Annotated in this window: 15 protein-coding genes and 1 pseudogene; 5 read left to right on the top strand and 11 right to left on the bottom strand. The window is 43.1% G+C overall.

Annotated elements, in window-relative coordinates; genetic code table 11:
- Positions 1–14: 14 nt before the first annotated feature.
- On the top strand, positions 15–1,103 hold the full coding sequence (locus ACUTVW_RS02815) for an ABC transporter substrate-binding protein (protein WP_445644375.1): 1,089 nt from the start codon (positions 15–17) through the stop codon (positions 1,101–1,103).
- 54 nt (positions 1,104–1,157) lie between these two features.
- On the opposite strand, the gene ACUTVW_RS02810 is transcribed toward ACUTVW_RS02815, so the two are convergent.
- From ACUTVW_RS02810 to ACUTVW_RS02795, 4 genes are all read right to left on the bottom strand, one after another.
- Complete coding sequence (locus ACUTVW_RS02810) at positions 1,158–2,021, bottom strand: phosphotransferase (protein ID WP_445644374.1); 864 nt, start codon at positions 2,019–2,021, stop codon at positions 1,158–1,160.
- Positions 2,022–2,066: 45 nt separating this feature from the next.
- Positions 2,067–2,384 carry a hypothetical protein gene (locus ACUTVW_RS02805; protein WP_445644373.1) on the bottom strand — a complete coding sequence of 106 codons (318 nt, stop codon included), beginning with the start codon at positions 2,382–2,384 and terminating at the stop codon, positions 2,067–2,069.
- 4 nt (positions 2,385–2,388) lie between these two features.
- The gene (locus tag ACUTVW_RS02800) at positions 2,389–2,934 is read right to left on the bottom strand and encodes an HAD-IIIA family hydrolase (protein WP_445644372.1); all 546 of its coding nucleotides are present in this window, start codon (positions 2,932–2,934) and stop codon (positions 2,389–2,391) included.
- A gap of 80 nt (positions 2,935–3,014) precedes the next feature.
- Positions 3,015–3,227 carry a hypothetical protein gene (locus ACUTVW_RS02795; RefSeq protein ID WP_445644371.1) on the bottom strand — a complete coding sequence of 71 codons (213 nt, stop codon included), beginning with the start codon at positions 3,225–3,227 and terminating at the stop codon, positions 3,015–3,017.
- A gap of 350 nt (positions 3,228–3,577) precedes the next feature.
- On the opposite strand from ACUTVW_RS02795, the pseudogene ACUTVW_RS02790 reads away from it, so the two are divergent.
- Positions 3,578–3,796, top strand: a pseudogene (locus ACUTVW_RS02790) (IS4 family transposase); the annotation flags it as partial.
- Between the two features lie 194 nt (positions 3,797–3,990).
- On the opposite strand, the gene ACUTVW_RS02785 reads toward ACUTVW_RS02790, so the two are convergent.
- From ACUTVW_RS02785 to ACUTVW_RS02775, 3 genes are read right to left on the bottom strand one after another with little or no spacing between them, the layout of a single operon-like run.
- The gene (locus tag ACUTVW_RS02785) at positions 3,991–4,518 is read right to left on the bottom strand and encodes a hypothetical protein (RefSeq protein WP_445644370.1); all 528 of its coding nucleotides are present in this window, start codon (positions 4,516–4,518) and stop codon (positions 3,991–3,993) included.
- A gap of 2 nt (positions 4,519–4,520) precedes the next feature.
- Positions 4,521–5,291, bottom strand: a complete 771-nt coding sequence (locus ACUTVW_RS02780; protein ID WP_445644369.1) for a hypothetical protein — start codon at positions 5,289–5,291, stop codon at positions 4,521–4,523.
- The gene (locus ACUTVW_RS02775) at positions 5,291–5,935 is read right to left on the bottom strand and encodes a hypothetical protein (RefSeq protein WP_445644368.1); all 645 of its coding nucleotides are present in this window, start codon (positions 5,933–5,935) and stop codon (positions 5,291–5,293) included. Before ACUTVW_RS02775 ends, ACUTVW_RS02780 begins: the two co-directional genes overlap by 1 nt.
- Positions 5,936–6,485: 550 nt before the next feature.
- Here ACUTVW_RS02775 and ACUTVW_RS02770 point away from each other — a divergent pair.
- Both ACUTVW_RS02770 and ACUTVW_RS02765 read left to right on the top strand, forming a co-directional pair.
- Positions 6,486–7,508: an ABC transporter substrate-binding protein gene (locus ACUTVW_RS02770; protein WP_445644367.1), complete on the top strand. Its 1,023-nt coding sequence runs from the start codon at positions 6,486–6,488 to the stop codon at positions 7,506–7,508.
- Between the two features lie 99 nt (positions 7,509–7,607).
- Entirely contained in the window at positions 7,608–9,224 is a 1,617-nt protein-coding gene (locus ACUTVW_RS02765) for a helix-turn-helix domain-containing protein (protein WP_445644366.1), read from the top strand.
- A 21-nt stretch (positions 9,225–9,245) separates the two neighbouring features.
- Here the strand turns inward: ACUTVW_RS02765 and ACUTVW_RS02760 are convergent, their stop codons facing one another.
- Positions 9,246–10,112, bottom strand: a complete 867-nt coding sequence (locus ACUTVW_RS02760; protein WP_445644365.1) for a DUF4085 family protein — start codon at positions 10,110–10,112, stop codon at positions 9,246–9,248.
- Positions 10,113–10,721: 609 nt separating this feature from the next.
- The gene (locus ACUTVW_RS02755; RefSeq protein ID WP_445644364.1) at positions 10,722–11,096 is read right to left on the bottom strand and encodes a winged helix-turn-helix transcriptional regulator; all 375 of its coding nucleotides are present in this window, start codon (positions 11,094–11,096) and stop codon (positions 10,722–10,724) included.
- A gap of 262 nt (positions 11,097–11,358) precedes the next feature.
- Here ACUTVW_RS02755 and ACUTVW_RS02750 point away from each other — a divergent pair, with 262 nt between their 5' ends.
- Positions 11,359–11,955 carry an NAD(P)H oxidoreductase gene (locus ACUTVW_RS02750; protein WP_445644363.1) on the top strand — a complete coding sequence of 199 codons (597 nt, stop codon included), beginning with the start codon at positions 11,359–11,361 and terminating at the stop codon, positions 11,953–11,955.
- A gap of 233 nt (positions 11,956–12,188) precedes the next feature.
- Here ACUTVW_RS02750 and ACUTVW_RS02745 read toward each other — a convergent pair whose 3' ends face one another.
- Together ACUTVW_RS02745 and ACUTVW_RS02740 are read right to left on the bottom strand one after the other, a co-directional pair.
- Entirely contained in the window at positions 12,189–12,830 is a 642-nt protein-coding gene (locus ACUTVW_RS02745; protein ID WP_445644362.1) for a FusB/FusC family EF-G-binding protein, read from the bottom strand.
- 1,180 nt (positions 12,831–14,010) lie between these two features.
- Positions 14,011–14,883 carry a carbohydrate ABC transporter permease gene (locus ACUTVW_RS02740; RefSeq protein WP_090921935.1) on the bottom strand — a complete coding sequence of 291 codons (873 nt, stop codon included), beginning with the start codon at positions 14,881–14,883 and terminating at the stop codon, positions 14,011–14,013.
- Positions 14,884–14,892 lie beyond the last annotated feature (9 nt).

Raw genomic sequence — 14,892 nt, 5'->3', positions numbered from 1 at the left:
GAGGGTTCATCCCAATGAAACGAACATCATTATTTACGGTAATTCTCTTAACTCTTGTACTAGTTCTCACCGCATGTGGCGGAGGAACGGCTGGCAATACTGCTGGGGTTACATCGGACAAAGAGTCAGCGGCTTCTGCCAATGGCACGAGTAAAACGGATAGTGGTAATGCGTCCACTTCTCCTTCTACCGCCTCATCATCCTCAGACCAAGGTTCAAACGAAGCCAACGCCACAACAGGTCCGTCCATCACATCCAATTCAGATGGTTCGTTTGTTGTAAAGAACGCTTGGGGAGAAACCAAACTCCCTGCATCGCCCAAAAAAATCGTTACCCTGCATTTCTCCTTCACGGATGAACTCGTCTCCCTTGGTGTAACGCCAGCAGGGATTGCAGGCTCTTATAAAGCGGAAGTTCTGGGTTATCTGAAAGATCAGGTGAAAGACTACACCTTTGTTGGAAATCACCAGCAGCCGAATCTGGAAGTGATCTCTTCCCTCAAGCCCGATCTGATTGTCGCCAATGCCGATGTGCACGGAGCCATTCGTGAGGATCTGGAGAAAATTGCACCAACCATCGCGCTCTATACGAACGGTTACAAAGACATGGAGCAGAACTTCGCTGTGCTGGGAACCTTGCTTGGCAAAGAAAAAGAACATGATCAGGTCATGACTGAACTGAACCAGAACATTGAAAAGACCCACGCTCAAATCCAGGGCACACCTAAAGTTATCGTTGTAAAAGCACTGGAGAAAAACTTTTACATCTGGATGAAAACATCCTATATCGCCACCCTGCTGGAGAAAATCGGTGCGGAATACAGCTTCGATGAAAACAAGTCCAGTCAACAGCAGACCCCGGGCAAGATCGACGTAGCCGATGTAGACCTGGAAACTCTCGTGCAGGAAAACCCGGACTATCTGGTCATCTATGGGGCGAAGGCCGACCTGGATAAATGGATGGGCAACAGCACCTTCCAATCGATCAAAGCGGTCAAAGATAAACATGTGCTGGTAGTTAATGATGAAATATGGGCATTAGGTAAAGGCCCTCTGTCGGGTGAAGAAATTCTGAAAGAGGCTATTCCGTTCTTTACCAAATAATATGATTTTCCTTATCTGCAATAGTAAAGCCAACCTTCCAAGCGAAGGTTGGCTTTATGTTATATGCCGTTTCCACAAATCCCACGCTTTAAGATAATCAGGCAGGTCCTGTGGATGATGTTTGTTGCTGAGACCAATCCGGCAGTATAGATGAACCAGCGTTTCTTCCATCAATCTGGACTTATTCATAGTCACCTGCTCAAGATGACCGAATACATCCCATAACAATGTCGGGTCGAGGTCATCCGGGGAGGAACAAAAGGCATACAGGAAGTCATATATCACGGGGCCAACCATCGGAGATGGGTCAATGACCCCAATCAGTTTCTTTTGCTCAAACACAATATTATGAACACCTGCATCCCCATGCAAAAGAAATCTCCCCGTTTCATCCTCATGAAACAGACGATTCACTGTAGATTGAACCAGATTGTAATCTTCCGCTGTAAGCACATCACCAAGATTCTCTCTCGCCTCATCAATACTAATCTGATTGAATGCCTTCCATGTCTCACGTGGATACCCCATTCTTCCCCATCGCTTCGTATCCGGCAGACGCACATATGTATTCAACAGCTCGTTCACAAGCCGGGTTAACCATACTTTCTTCGCTCCCCCATGGTTATGAGTCTCACCTTCCATAAAGCTGTATGCAAAATAAGTGTTGTCCGAACTCGTAAAAAGAACCTTTGGCAACAGCATCACTTCACTGTATGTATTCAGAAACTGACATGTAACACGAATGTCCTCCGGATCATCCCATTTCAAAATGTACTGTTCGCCCGAGCTCGCAAGTAGCCTGAACACCCGACCAGCCGTCGTTCCTGACAACTGTTTTGCTCCCACGATGTATTCGCTAATGCTGTGCTTTTGAAAAAGCTCGTTGATCTCCTTGATGCTCGGGTTCATATTTATCATATCTTTCTCCTGTATCCCATCTCATTTTTGCAAGCAACTTCTCTTTTAATCGAACGGACTATCTGCACTGGTCACTTCCTGTATAATCACAATTGGATCAGAGATCAAACCAAGCTCCTCATCCTTCGGATACGTCACAGCAATGGTAGGCTCAGGCCCTGCAAATGCCATCATCGACTCCATATCCTCCCACATGGTGCACAGAAAAAAGTGGGCATAGGCTCCTTGCTCAACCACTTTCAGATACGCTCCGCGATTTCCCTTGACGGCAAGTGTATCTTTCACACCTGTTTCAACCTCGTATTCCAAAAAAGCTTCCTTGTTCTCAAGCGGTACCGCTCCATGCCATGTTCTTGAAATCATACGCTCACTCCTTATAAACGAAATTTCCAATAATCCAATGCACTGCCTCCAAGATATCAGCTGCAATATAATCCGGCTCCGTCTGGGCCCACTTATCTCTGAACTTCGTTAACGAGGATTCGCCCCAGCCTGTTCTCACTATAATCTTCGTGGCTCCTACAGCATGCGCAGCAAGCATGTCTGTTTCGCCCACATCGCCAATGACAATACACTTCGTCAAATCCAAATCGTGATGCTCAGCGGCCTGAAGTAACATGCCCGGTTTAGGCTTTCGGCAGCCGCATTCTTCTTCATGGCAGCAGATATAGGCCTGATCAAATCCGTATTCCTGAAACTGCTGTTCAAACTCCTGAACCGTTGCTTGTCCGCGTGAAATTCGGTGTTGATTGGTGAGTGCAAATACCTTCATTCCGTTTTGTTTTAAGAGCATAATCGCTTCCTGCGCATTCGGATATAACTCAAAGTCTCTTGGATGAATAAAATGTCCTGTACCCCCGATCGTGCCATCTCTGTCGATAAAAACAGCCTGAACGTTTGGAATTGCAGTCATAAGGTTTGTTCACTCCCGATTTAAGTTATTGTTTTAACCACTATTCACTAACTTAAAGGTCTCACCGCTTCACACAGCTATTACACTTTTTCATCAATAATATGTTGACTGTCCTGCCCTTTGGTATGTTGAAGCATTCTAACTTCTGCTCTCAAGTCGCGTACTTCCTTCATCAGCATATCCAGTTTTCTGGATGTTTTGGATGAATCCACGGCATAGCGAACAATCGCTGCAACAATAAGCACGGAAATAATAAATACAAAAACGGAAATTAAAGCTGTAAATAACTCCATAGTCGTGTACATCTCCTTGGTGTCTATGAACTTATGTGCCTGACAAAACATAATTCAATTCATATTATTAACTCAACTTTCGCACCTAGAAAAATGACTTAAACCCTTGAGTGCGTAACCCTATGTTATAACAACATTCCCTGTCTGCACAGTCTCGCTTTTCTAAACGTTTTGTCAATCTTCATATTGGAAATCTTACGACAGCGGGCATTTCTAAATTTTTCGGTCTTTCCAGCCCTGGTAAAGAAGTTGTATATCGTTTCTTAAATCAAGCTTTTTTTGCTTGGCGGCGCTTTTTAAAAGCCTTTAGTCTTCGCATCGTGCGCCATTTCGAATCGCTTATTTAGTCATCTACGATTGTCCTCAGTCGATATTTGGCCATAGACTACGAACGACGTCAGTCGAGCGATAACCGAACACTCGGAGAACTTTTTTTCCTCTCCGCCGATGAAGTCCGTGATCTGGATTACCATACCGCTCTTTCGCAGCTCATGCGTTTGTTTCTCGCAATGTCTCAGGCAAAAACGAAGAAAAACAAATCGGCTATTTTTTGTCAACTACAGGAATGAATCTCCGGTTTGCCCAGCTAAGCTATATCAAGGGTTTGTTTAGAGATTGAGCTACGAAAGTTGAGTTATTAACTATGGCATGGTTCAATTCTCAAGGTACATTTCTCCAGGGACGAAGTCTTACTGATAGTAGATAAACAAAGAAACTCCTGATGATGAAATACATACCATCAGGAGTTTTTTTGAATAAATGATTATATCAAATGGACTAAGGCTTTAAGATGTTCTACTGCTTTATAAAACTGCTGAGCAAACTCTTTCGAATCCTCGTACTTTGCCGGTAATGTAGTACTGAATAAATGAAAATGCTCCCGCATTTGTTCATAAATCTGAGTATCCAGATTTCCCCCATTAGTGATTTGGTTTCTTACAAGAGGTTCATAATAATTTTTAAACAGAGATAGGTCGTTTTGTAAAGAGTTGAGGTCTGCTGACATGGAAGAGTTGTTCTTTAATAGCTCTAATCTCTCATTTACAAAAAGGATCGAAGTATAATTATCAAACATTAGAGCAGCCAGCTCGTTATCTTTCTTATCCTGATTGATTTGGGACATCGTTTTATCCAATGACTGGACACTCGAAACAAAGCTGGTATAGTAATTTAAATTTTCTTTGTTTTTCGCTTCCTTCGTGAGAGTCCAATTTATAAGAAGAATTCCTGAGAAAATTATGAAAACAACAACAACAAAAAGAATTGGTTTAGTGTACGGTTTGTTCATCATTGTTAATTTAACGCATGATTAACATACGCTGGCGCAGACCAGATTTTTAACGGGGTTAAACTTGTAGACCGATAAAGTCCGTATTGTACTCTAGCCTGAGGAGCAACATGGACTTGCACACCATTTAATACTCTGAAATTAAATTCAGTTGTAACACCAGATTTCGAATTAGATCCTATCGATCTGTTGGCATCTTTCCAACTAACATTGTTAGATAAGCTTGCGTTTGTTGGATTTAAAAAAGTTAATGTGGCGTTTTTGGAATTGGAAATATCTTGATCTGTCCCTGATTTTATTCCATTAGACAGAACATTCACAATATTACCTACGATACCTACTCCTGGCACATTATAATCGATTATATCAAAAATGGTTGTATCTATATTATGAGAAGAAACTTTATGACCAGGATTTGTTCCTAATACATCGAAAGCAACATTGCTACTTGCTGTTGTTGATTTCATCTTCGTTTCTATAGCTGACACTGTTGCAGCGTAATAAGTTCCATAATGTTTTTGAATGGTATCCAGTCTAGCCCATGCTTGAACTTTAGTTCGACCTTGTCTTTTATTAGAATCCATTATTGAAGATGTTGAAATAACTACAGTACTCCAACCATTTATTGCCGGAGTGCTTCCCCCAATATAGGAACTATGTGCATTTCCTTTATGATGTACTTTTAGATTGGCAGCATGAGCATGCAATGATGAAGTCAGAACAACGAACATGATTAATGCAACAAATGAAATAAGGAATTTGTTATATTTTAACACTACAATACCTCCTCCTCGATATTTGCATTTTCTTTAATAAAATTGCGGATTTCCTCCGTTCCGAAATCTTCGTTACCGAAAGATAACACGACAGGACCTTCTTCAATCGTACCTATGGCTACATAAGAAAATTGATCTCCTGTTTCTACAATTCTTGTGAAACTAATGGTTGTAGGAAGAGCCTTGCCATTCATATCTACTAATTCAGTTTCTAAAGTTCCAGTTAACAGGTTGTTACCATTCTTTAACTCAGTATGAGCGATATTAGAACTATTAATTGTAAATTGATGTTTCTTTCCTTCGATGACTATTTCTCCTGTCCCCCCGTCACCTGTAAAGATATCTCCTTCTTTCTGGATTTCCTGATTAAGCGTTAGTGAATTTGCATTATTACTTATCGACATGATACTGGCGTTGTCGCTACGGTTAATGCCTAAGCTTTTTGCAGTTTTCTCATTTTCCTCTGAATTAAATCCTGGAGGTATTTCGGATGGATTATATTCTTCTTTCATTTGAAGTGAAACAGGCTTTGCTGTGTCAAAAGGATCAGGGGTAGATGCTCCACTGCCCACTAATAAACTGATACTTGATACAATGGCTATGCCAAGAAAGGAACCAGTTGTGATTAAAGTTTTCTTTTTCATAGATATTCCTCCAAACATTGTAATGAAATTAACACTATTATCCAACAGACAATGGTTAATATGATACCATATATTAAATTAATAAAATACATTTTCTATAAAATTATTTATTGAATACCCAAATTTCGCACCTGGAAAAGTGACTTAAACCCTTGCGTGCGTAAGGGAAATTTAATGAACATTCCCTGTCTGAACCGAATGATGACCGATCTCCAGGAGGACTTTTCTTTCTCTTTGCGGACGAGATCCGTGATTTGGACTACAGACCGCGCTCCAGTAACTCATAAGTTTATTTCTTGAACTGTCCCAAGCGAAAACCAAGAAGAACAAAACAGCTGTATTTTCTCAATTAAAGGAATGGGTTTCGGTTTACCCAGCCATATTAAGAGTTTGTTTAGAGATTTGAGGCAAATGCATTGTAACATGTACATATTGGACATATTTCAAAAAATGATAATTCCATCTCAAAAGTCCATTGAACTAATCTGTTCGGCTATTTATGATAAGCAAAGTATACAAATGAGAATAAATATCAGTGGGAGAAGTGAACATGATGGCATATCATAAAAAAGGCTTATCTATATTTAGCATGATGATTGTACTTAGCTTGGTGCTTGTTGCATGCAGCGGCGCGGGAAAAGTAAAAGAAGGTACAGAGGCAAGTGGGGTCCAACCGGAACCTGCCACTTCCTCTGCCCAAAATCAAACAACAGGAACACGAACCGTCCAGCATATCCTCGGCAAAATTGAAATCCCGGAGCATCCTCAGAGAGTCATTGGATTATTCGTTGAAGATGAGATGAGTGCGCTTGGCGTCAAACCGATAATGCAATACTCCAGTGGCACCTATTACCAGACTTATCTTGAAGACTACTTAAAAGATGTGCCAAAACTGGATACAGCCGCTTTTAATTTTGAGGCCATTATGGCAGCACAGCCGGATCTCATTATCCTTGGCTTTCAGGGTTGGGCAGAAGAAGGTACCTACGAGAAGTTATCCAAAATTGCACCAACCTATGTATTCACCGGAAGTGAAATTCAGTATCCGCAGAACTGGAAAAAGAACCTTCTCCTTGTTGCTGATTTGCTCGGTAAAAAAGAACAAGCGGACGCTGTTATTCAGAAACGCGAAGCGGAAACAAAGCTTGCCAAGCAACAATTACAGGCCGCGTCTAAAGGAAAGACAGCTGCAATGGTCCGTATTCATGCCAGCAAAGAAATCCGATTATATGGTGGTCCTGGTGGTCAAGTAGGGACTGCCCTATATGGTGATTTCGGACTGGAGCCCGCACCTATTGTCCGGAAGCTGGCGTGGGGTGAAGATAAGGACATTCAGACCATTTCAATGGAAACTATTCCACAGATCGATGCCGATTATATTTTCCTCGCCGTAGATGGAGGCCGAGCGGAACAGGCCAAGGAACTGCAAGAAAGCAAGCTATGGAAACGACTCCCTGCTGTTCAACAAGGTCATGTCTATGAGGTTCGCGGCGACGTATGGATTACGAATGGTCCTCTCGCATACGAGAAGAAACTCGAAGACGTCAAGAAGGCAATTATCGATGCAAATTGATACAGAAGAAGCTGGTCTGCCGAATGGTTGACTAGCTTCTTTTTTGTCTTTAGAATAGTGATAATAATTCTCATTTACGCAGGAGGAATTCGAACGTTCATGATCAAAAACTCTACGAGCAGTAGCTCCCAGCAGTCCACTGCCTTCCATTCCTGCTTTTTCAGATTAATTGATATTGTATCCCTGGAGATTAACCACCTTCTTGAAATACCTCTGAATGTCAGTCTGAGCCACAGGCTAATCATTGTATCTGAGGGATCGGGCAAAATCCATATTGATGACCGTTCTTATAAGCTCACGACTGGGGGCAGCTACTCCATTGCACCTGGTAGCAAACCGGTCATTATTACAGCTGGAGAAGATCAGAAATCCTTGCAGTACCTATGTATGACCTTTGACATCATTGGTGCAGAGCCGGGTAACGACCTTCTGCTCCGTTTCAATAATAGGGAACTGATGATTGAGCCCATTCGTCGTACGATTTCAACCATGCGGAAGCTGATTACGATGAAAGATACTGTAAGTGAGGAAGAACAGGTTGAATATCATTTTCGTTTTCAGAAACTGATGTACGCACTGCTGAAGCAAAATAGGGTTGTATCTGAAACGGTCACCGCCATGCAAGCCGTGGAACAGAGTATTTCTTTTTTGATGGATCATTATAACGAGGAGATCAGCACGAGGCAGTTAGCCGAGCAGACTGGAATAGGCATTAAGCATTACATCCGTTTATTCAAAAAAATAACTGGTTCAACGCCTCATGAACACGTGTCTTCTCTACGCATACGCAAAGCCAAAGAACTGCTGCTTGTTTCCAGAAAATCACTTACTGAAATCGCCGAGCAGGTGGGTTATCGTGACAGTTATTACTTTAATCGGCGCTTCAAACAGCTAACCGGTGTCCCGCCACGCGTATATGTAAACACACGCCAGTACAAAATTATGTCCATGAGCTATGTATGCACTCTGCTCGCACTTGGTATTCAACCCATCGGGGCACCTGCCTATCATCTGGGTTATTATGCTCAAAAACTGGCAGATAACATCACAAGTATCGGAGACAAATCCACATTCTATTACGACAAGATGCATGCGCTGAAACCTGATCTTATTATCAGTTGTGATACGCTTGATGTGGAACATCAGCAACAACTGGAACGTATCGCTCCCTTGGTATCGATTCCATGGATGCGTCTGCATGCGACTGAGCATTTACAAGCGATCGGTGATCTGCTTGGGATGGAGAAGCAGGCACACAACTGGATTAACGAATATGAGTTGAAACGAGAGTACGCGCAACGCCGGATTAAACCTCATATAAATACCCATGAGACCGTAGGCCTCTTGGTCATTGAAGGGAACGAATTATTCGTGCTTGGAGATCGCAATGTGGGTGAAATTATGTATGGCTCCTTTGGTTTAAAGCCACCCCCGCTTGTTCGTAACCTGCTGGTAGAGCACCCTAACCAATATGGAAGACAGGTAACGGTTGAACAACTCTGGCAATATGAGGCCGATCGTTTCTTGGTCATTGTATATGGTGAGGAAGCTGGGCTAACGTATAACCAACTGCAGCGCAATCCGATATGGAGACAGCTAACCGCAGTTCGTCAAGGCAAGGTGCAGATGATCGATCCCGACAAATGGATTTTCTACGATGTGCTTTCGCTTTCCGGCCAACTGGATGACGGGATGAATCTACTCGCCAACGGATGATGTGCATCTGTTGGCTCAGTATCATTCTAATATTTCGGCAACAATATCGGCACAACGTACAATCAATTCAGGCATGGGTTCTCCGTCCAAAAGAACATGCAGTTCGTACCCGTTATCGATCCGGTACAGCTCCTCATACAGCCAATGACTGCCAACCATTTCTCCCTCTTGCTTGAGAATTTCAGGTGCCGTCAGCGTAAGTTTATGGATGTCAGTGAAGCCGCCACGGTTGTCAAAACAGATAACCAGATCGTCACCCGTGCGTAGTTCTGTCACCTCACAATCATGGAACTGCACCTTGCGGCGAATTTCATTCGAAATACCCTGGTTCAACATGGTTTCTCTATACTCTTCTAATACAGCTTCCATCTCTTTTGTATTTCTTGCACTCTGTTCCTTAAGCTTCTGCATGACTTCACTCGTGCAATATCCCAGTGCAAACACACGGATATCCGCTATTGGCTCCAAGATTTCCGAGGGTAACTTCTCCGCATGGTATTGGAAGTTCCACGCCATTGATTCTTTATAGTTGTCTTTACATTGCTTCTCATCAAATGCAGGACGGGCATCATACTCGGCAATCAGCTTCTCAATATGCGCTCGCTCTTCCGGTGGCATATGATACACCATCTGATCTTCTGCCGTGATCTCTTCACCGCTAAATGCTTTGTCTGCACGCGTCATAACTTGACCCTCCTGCTCTAGCATGAAACGAGGATCGGTATCATACATCTCACGCTGAAACTTTACATGCTCTTTTTCCTTCCGTTTGTATAGTCTTTGAAAAAGAGCCTCGTCATGCAAAGCCGCTCCTTTATGTACTCTCATGCCAAAATGAAGCCCTGTCTGCTGGCACGTTTCGTACCACTCTTTTGTTAGATATTTCATGGGCATCTCTCCTGCTATATGAGTTAACTGTAGATGTTTACACGTTCAATCCGAGGACTACCCCCAGGTTTGAAAAAATTTAAATTTGATTTCTTTGTCGTTCCGCGCGGCCCATTCACGGACTGCTTCTACACCTGCGGTTTCTTGATCTCTCTTAAAATAAAAGCATAAATCCATTGGCACAATCCGTTTGCCATAGCGTTTAAACCCGATTCGTCTGTAGTTCATATAAATACACTCAATCTGAGATGCATCGTATTTCTGTAATTGGGTAGAGATGATATGATCACTTTCCAGCGTAATGCTTGGTTTGGTGAACAATAACCGATGAATGAGAAAGACAATGAAAACTAAAACATAGACGAACAAGAATAAACCGAAGTACTTCAACACACCGTTTCCGCTAGTAAAAACACTTCTAGATAAAATGATTTCTATCATCAACATACATATCAGGTTCAATACAGTTCTTGGATAAATCGTCTTATATGTGATAAGTTATTCCTCCTCTTTATTTCCTGTATTAATCTGCAACTTATTTTGCTTACTCCTTGAGCATTCGTTGTATGTTCTACCGATTCTCTCCCCTGTCCTTCACGTTTCCTGGAATTAAAAATCCTCCAGCACCTTTGACTTATCCCCGTAAACCTTATCCAGATGCTCTTCTCCCCAGTAACACAGAAGATCCAGCGCGGGTTTAAGTCCCAATCCATATGCTGTCAGCTCATATTCCACCCGGGGAGGAACCTCAGAGTACACCTTACGCTGCACAATCTCATCCTTTTCAAGTGCCCTGAGCTGTGTTGTCAGCATTTTCTGCGTAATCTCGGGGATTAAGCGTTTCAGCTCCGACGTTCTTTTGCAACCTGTAAACAAATGATAAATAATGAGCGGCTTCCACTTGCCACCCATCACTTCCAGCGCCGCTTCAACACCAACCCTATATTTCTTGAGAACCTCGCCATTCTTCTTGCCCTCTTCCATCTCGCTCTACCCCTCCGTTATCTCTCTGACCCTCATGTCATGGCCTTTATATCATGTTTCTTTATTTCAGGGTTCTTCAATCATGACATTTCCATCAAGGTACAGTTAAGTTTCACGTTCAAATTTCATGCTCCTAGGGTACTTTCATCTCCCTATAGAACAATAAAGTGCGTACTTCCAGATGTTTTCAACTCTGTTTATAATAGCATCAGCAGAGGAGCTATGGCTACCGAACCAAGCTCCAGAAAGGTTGTGATTAATAATGAACGTATTAGTGGTGGTATCTCATTCGCGCAAAGATTCCCTGACCTTTCAGGTCACCGATCGTTTCGTTCAAGGCCTGACAGAAGCAGGTCATCAAGCCGAAATCGTGGATTTACATGAGATTGGTTTTGATCCGATCCTGCGAGCAGAAGATGAACCAGACTATGCACAAGATAATCAGCGCTACTCCCCTCAGATTGAAACGGAGATGAAGCGACTCCAGAAACACGATGCGATTGCTTTTGTCTTCCCTCTGTGGTGGTGGCATCTGCCAGCGATGCTGAAAGGATACATTGACCGCGTCATGAACAACAGTTTTGCCTATGGTTCGAACAAGTTGCATCATGAGCAAATTCTATGGATCGCTCTCTCCGGTGTGACGGAAGAACAGATGAATAAACGCAACTACGGTGAATCCATTCAAAACCTGCTCAATGTCGGTATCGCCGATTACTGCGGTGTCTCTAATTCAAAGGTTGAATTCCTGTATGAAACGGTGGATGCTCCGCCGGAACACTATGAGGAACTGTTGAATCAGGCGTATGAGTTGGGACTGAACTATGTTAGCGCTCCTGCCGAACGGTCAGCAACATAAATTGAAATACTTGTGTAACGTTCACCATTGAACACATGTAATTCTCCCTATGCCGCTTCGCTTTTGGAAAAATAGATCACCCGTTTCCGCTTTTCAAGAGCGGTTTTGGTAAGTAAGAATCCGGTATTACACATCAAAAAGGCCGCTCTACCGAGCGACCTTTTGGTGTTTCGTGCTGCTTAACGATACTACCTTCGTTTTACAATATATTCGCTGTACACGACTCTTCAGCTTTATTTCATTGTCGCCAGCAAGAATCTCTCCAGCATGCTAATATCCGTAATGCTCTCGTTACACGCCTTGTCATCCATACACACATACTGACCCATCGACGCAAAGTTGTCCGCAGACTGCGCCTTGGTCTTCACGTTGTAGAATCCAAGCTCCTGATGGCGGTGACAGAACATGCAGTATCCCTTCTTGTTCGTGGCGGCAAGGCGTCCCTCAATCCCGAGGAACTTGCCTTCATGCGGATACACAATGAACAAGCGGCTTGTCGCAATATCGATCCATCTCAGGTACGTGGTGTGTGCATAATCGATAGATTCCAGATCAGGCAGCTTGAGCTTCTTCGCCTTTGGAAAGAGCTTTTGAATCTGCTTAGCTGTGACCTGAGGGTAAGGAATCAGATATGCTTCAAGCTGATTCAAATATTGCTGCACGTCATGTGGCGTATTATACATGGATAGCTGCTCCAGCAGCTGTTTTTGTTCCGACGTCAGATGATCGAAGATGCCTACGGCATTCGTACTGACAGTGTAGCGGACCGTATCCAAAACTTTGGGGTCCACGACCGAGCGCAGCGTTTTTAACAGAAATTCGGCTTGTTTATAAATGAAGTTATATTGATGATTATGAATAAATGGTGTGTTCATGGCCTTCAGCCCCTTATTTATAGTGGTCAAGCAAATAAGGTGCAAAGCCTGCGGGTCGAACCATGATATTGGTGTTGATTTCAGGGCACACGATCTCATTATGTCGCGCCCTACACAAAGTCCGCCCCTATTCAGGCTTTGCGTAAGGCTTTCTAGCGAACGAGCAATCCGGCACAGTCCATATTGCCACGTCATAACCCCCAATGCATTTAATATACGGGCATTATAGCAGGATGGAGGGAGATGGGCAATGCGGTTTATGTTCACTGATTCAGCTCGAAATTGTCTAGATTCAGAATGAATTTACCTTTAATAAGTATGTCCAAACCTAACAATCCGTTAATATTATGGTACTTAAATGAAGTGAATTATATAGGCACGTCTTTTAAAATAAACCCATCTACCTGCATGCCATCAATCCGTTTACTAAAAACATACTCTTTTCCTCTATGCCATAACTCGTTACAATTTCGTCTTCCAAACCAAACCTGATTCCGATATCGTCCACTTCAAAATATTAACGCGTAGCGTGTTGAATTGAATGTATAAATGTACAAAAAATAGCTGTCGAGACTTTCTCGACAGCCTGAAGAAAGAATTTCTTCTCTCTTTCTATTTAGTAAGACAACCAACCATACGTACGATAATCATGAGGTATTGGACGATAAAATTCTTCATCAAGCATGTTCTGTTTGAATTGTTTGCGAAAGCTTCTTTGAGTGAGTCTTCGAATGGACTTAACCTCGTTATTATAATAATACTTGGTTTTTCTGTGGTTTCGATACTCATTTAATTTTTTGATTCTAGGATCGAAATCTCTTTTAATTCTCTTCGATGTACCCAGATCCTTGTCTAGCTGTTGCATTTCCCATGCTTGCATTTCGTCGTTATCTTTGAACAATAACATCCCCGGCACGTACTTTAGATTTACCTAAAATAAGGTATAAGCAGTAACGTACCTAGAGGTCTACAACATATGGAGGTATCAAAACTATAACCTCACTTCCATCATGGATTGGTACTATCTTATAACAAATTAATAAGATTGAAAATATTTACATCATAAAGAAGCCGCCTCCCTGGCCTTCCCCAGTTTGGCAGCTTTCTTTTCACAATGGTATACCGGTTGAACTAATAAGATTTACACCGGGCACTCCATCGAAACTCCGATGTTACGTCCCTACTCCTTCACAGCCCCGACCACAATTCCGCTTACAAAGTAACGTTGCAGGAACGGATACACGAGCAAGATCGGCAGTGCGCTGATGAAAATTTGTGATGCCCGGATGGTCCGCTGGGACAGGTTCGCAATCGCTTGCGGGTCCATCTTGGTCATGTCGCCCTGCACGATGATCGTCTGCATAAATGTCGCCAGAGGCAACTTCTCCGAGTCACGGATGTAGATAATCCCGTCGAAATATGCATTCCAGTGCCCCACCATCATGAACAGAGACACGGTAGCAATAACCGGCACGGACACGGGCAGATAAATTTTGATAAACGACTGGAAATGACCTGCGCCATCAATAAATGCAGCCTCTTCCAGATCCTTCGGCACCGTGCGGAAGAAGTTCAGCAGCAGAATGATGTTGAACACAGCTACCAGACCTGGAAGAATTAGTGCCCACAGTGTGTTCATCAGACCCAGCTTCAGAATGAGGATATACCCCGGAATCAGGCCCCCACTGAACAGCATCGTGATGACAAAATACCACAGGTAGACATTACGCGCGCGGAACACACGCGTCTCCTTCGACAGAGCATACGCCGCAAGCGTATTGACGATGAGTGCAAGCCCGGTGCCCAGCACCGTCCGCTCCACCGATACCCAGAGCGAGGACAAGAAGTTGGAGTTATCAAACGTCTTGGCGTACGCTTCGAACGTAAATCCAATTGGCCAGAAAGTCACGAGCCCTGCATTCGCAGGGGCGGACGAACTAAGTGATACCATCAGCAAGTGATACAGCGGCAGCAAGCAGAGCACCGAAAGGATGGTTAGAAACACATTGTTGAAGATGCTGAAAATGCGATAAGGTAACGTTTTATGATACATGGTTCATCA

This window comes from Paenibacillus sp. TSA_86.1 (assembly GCF_052691815.1).
The sequence above is the reverse complement of the archived record's forward strand: the minus strand, read 5'-3'. Positions and strand labels throughout refer to the sequence as shown.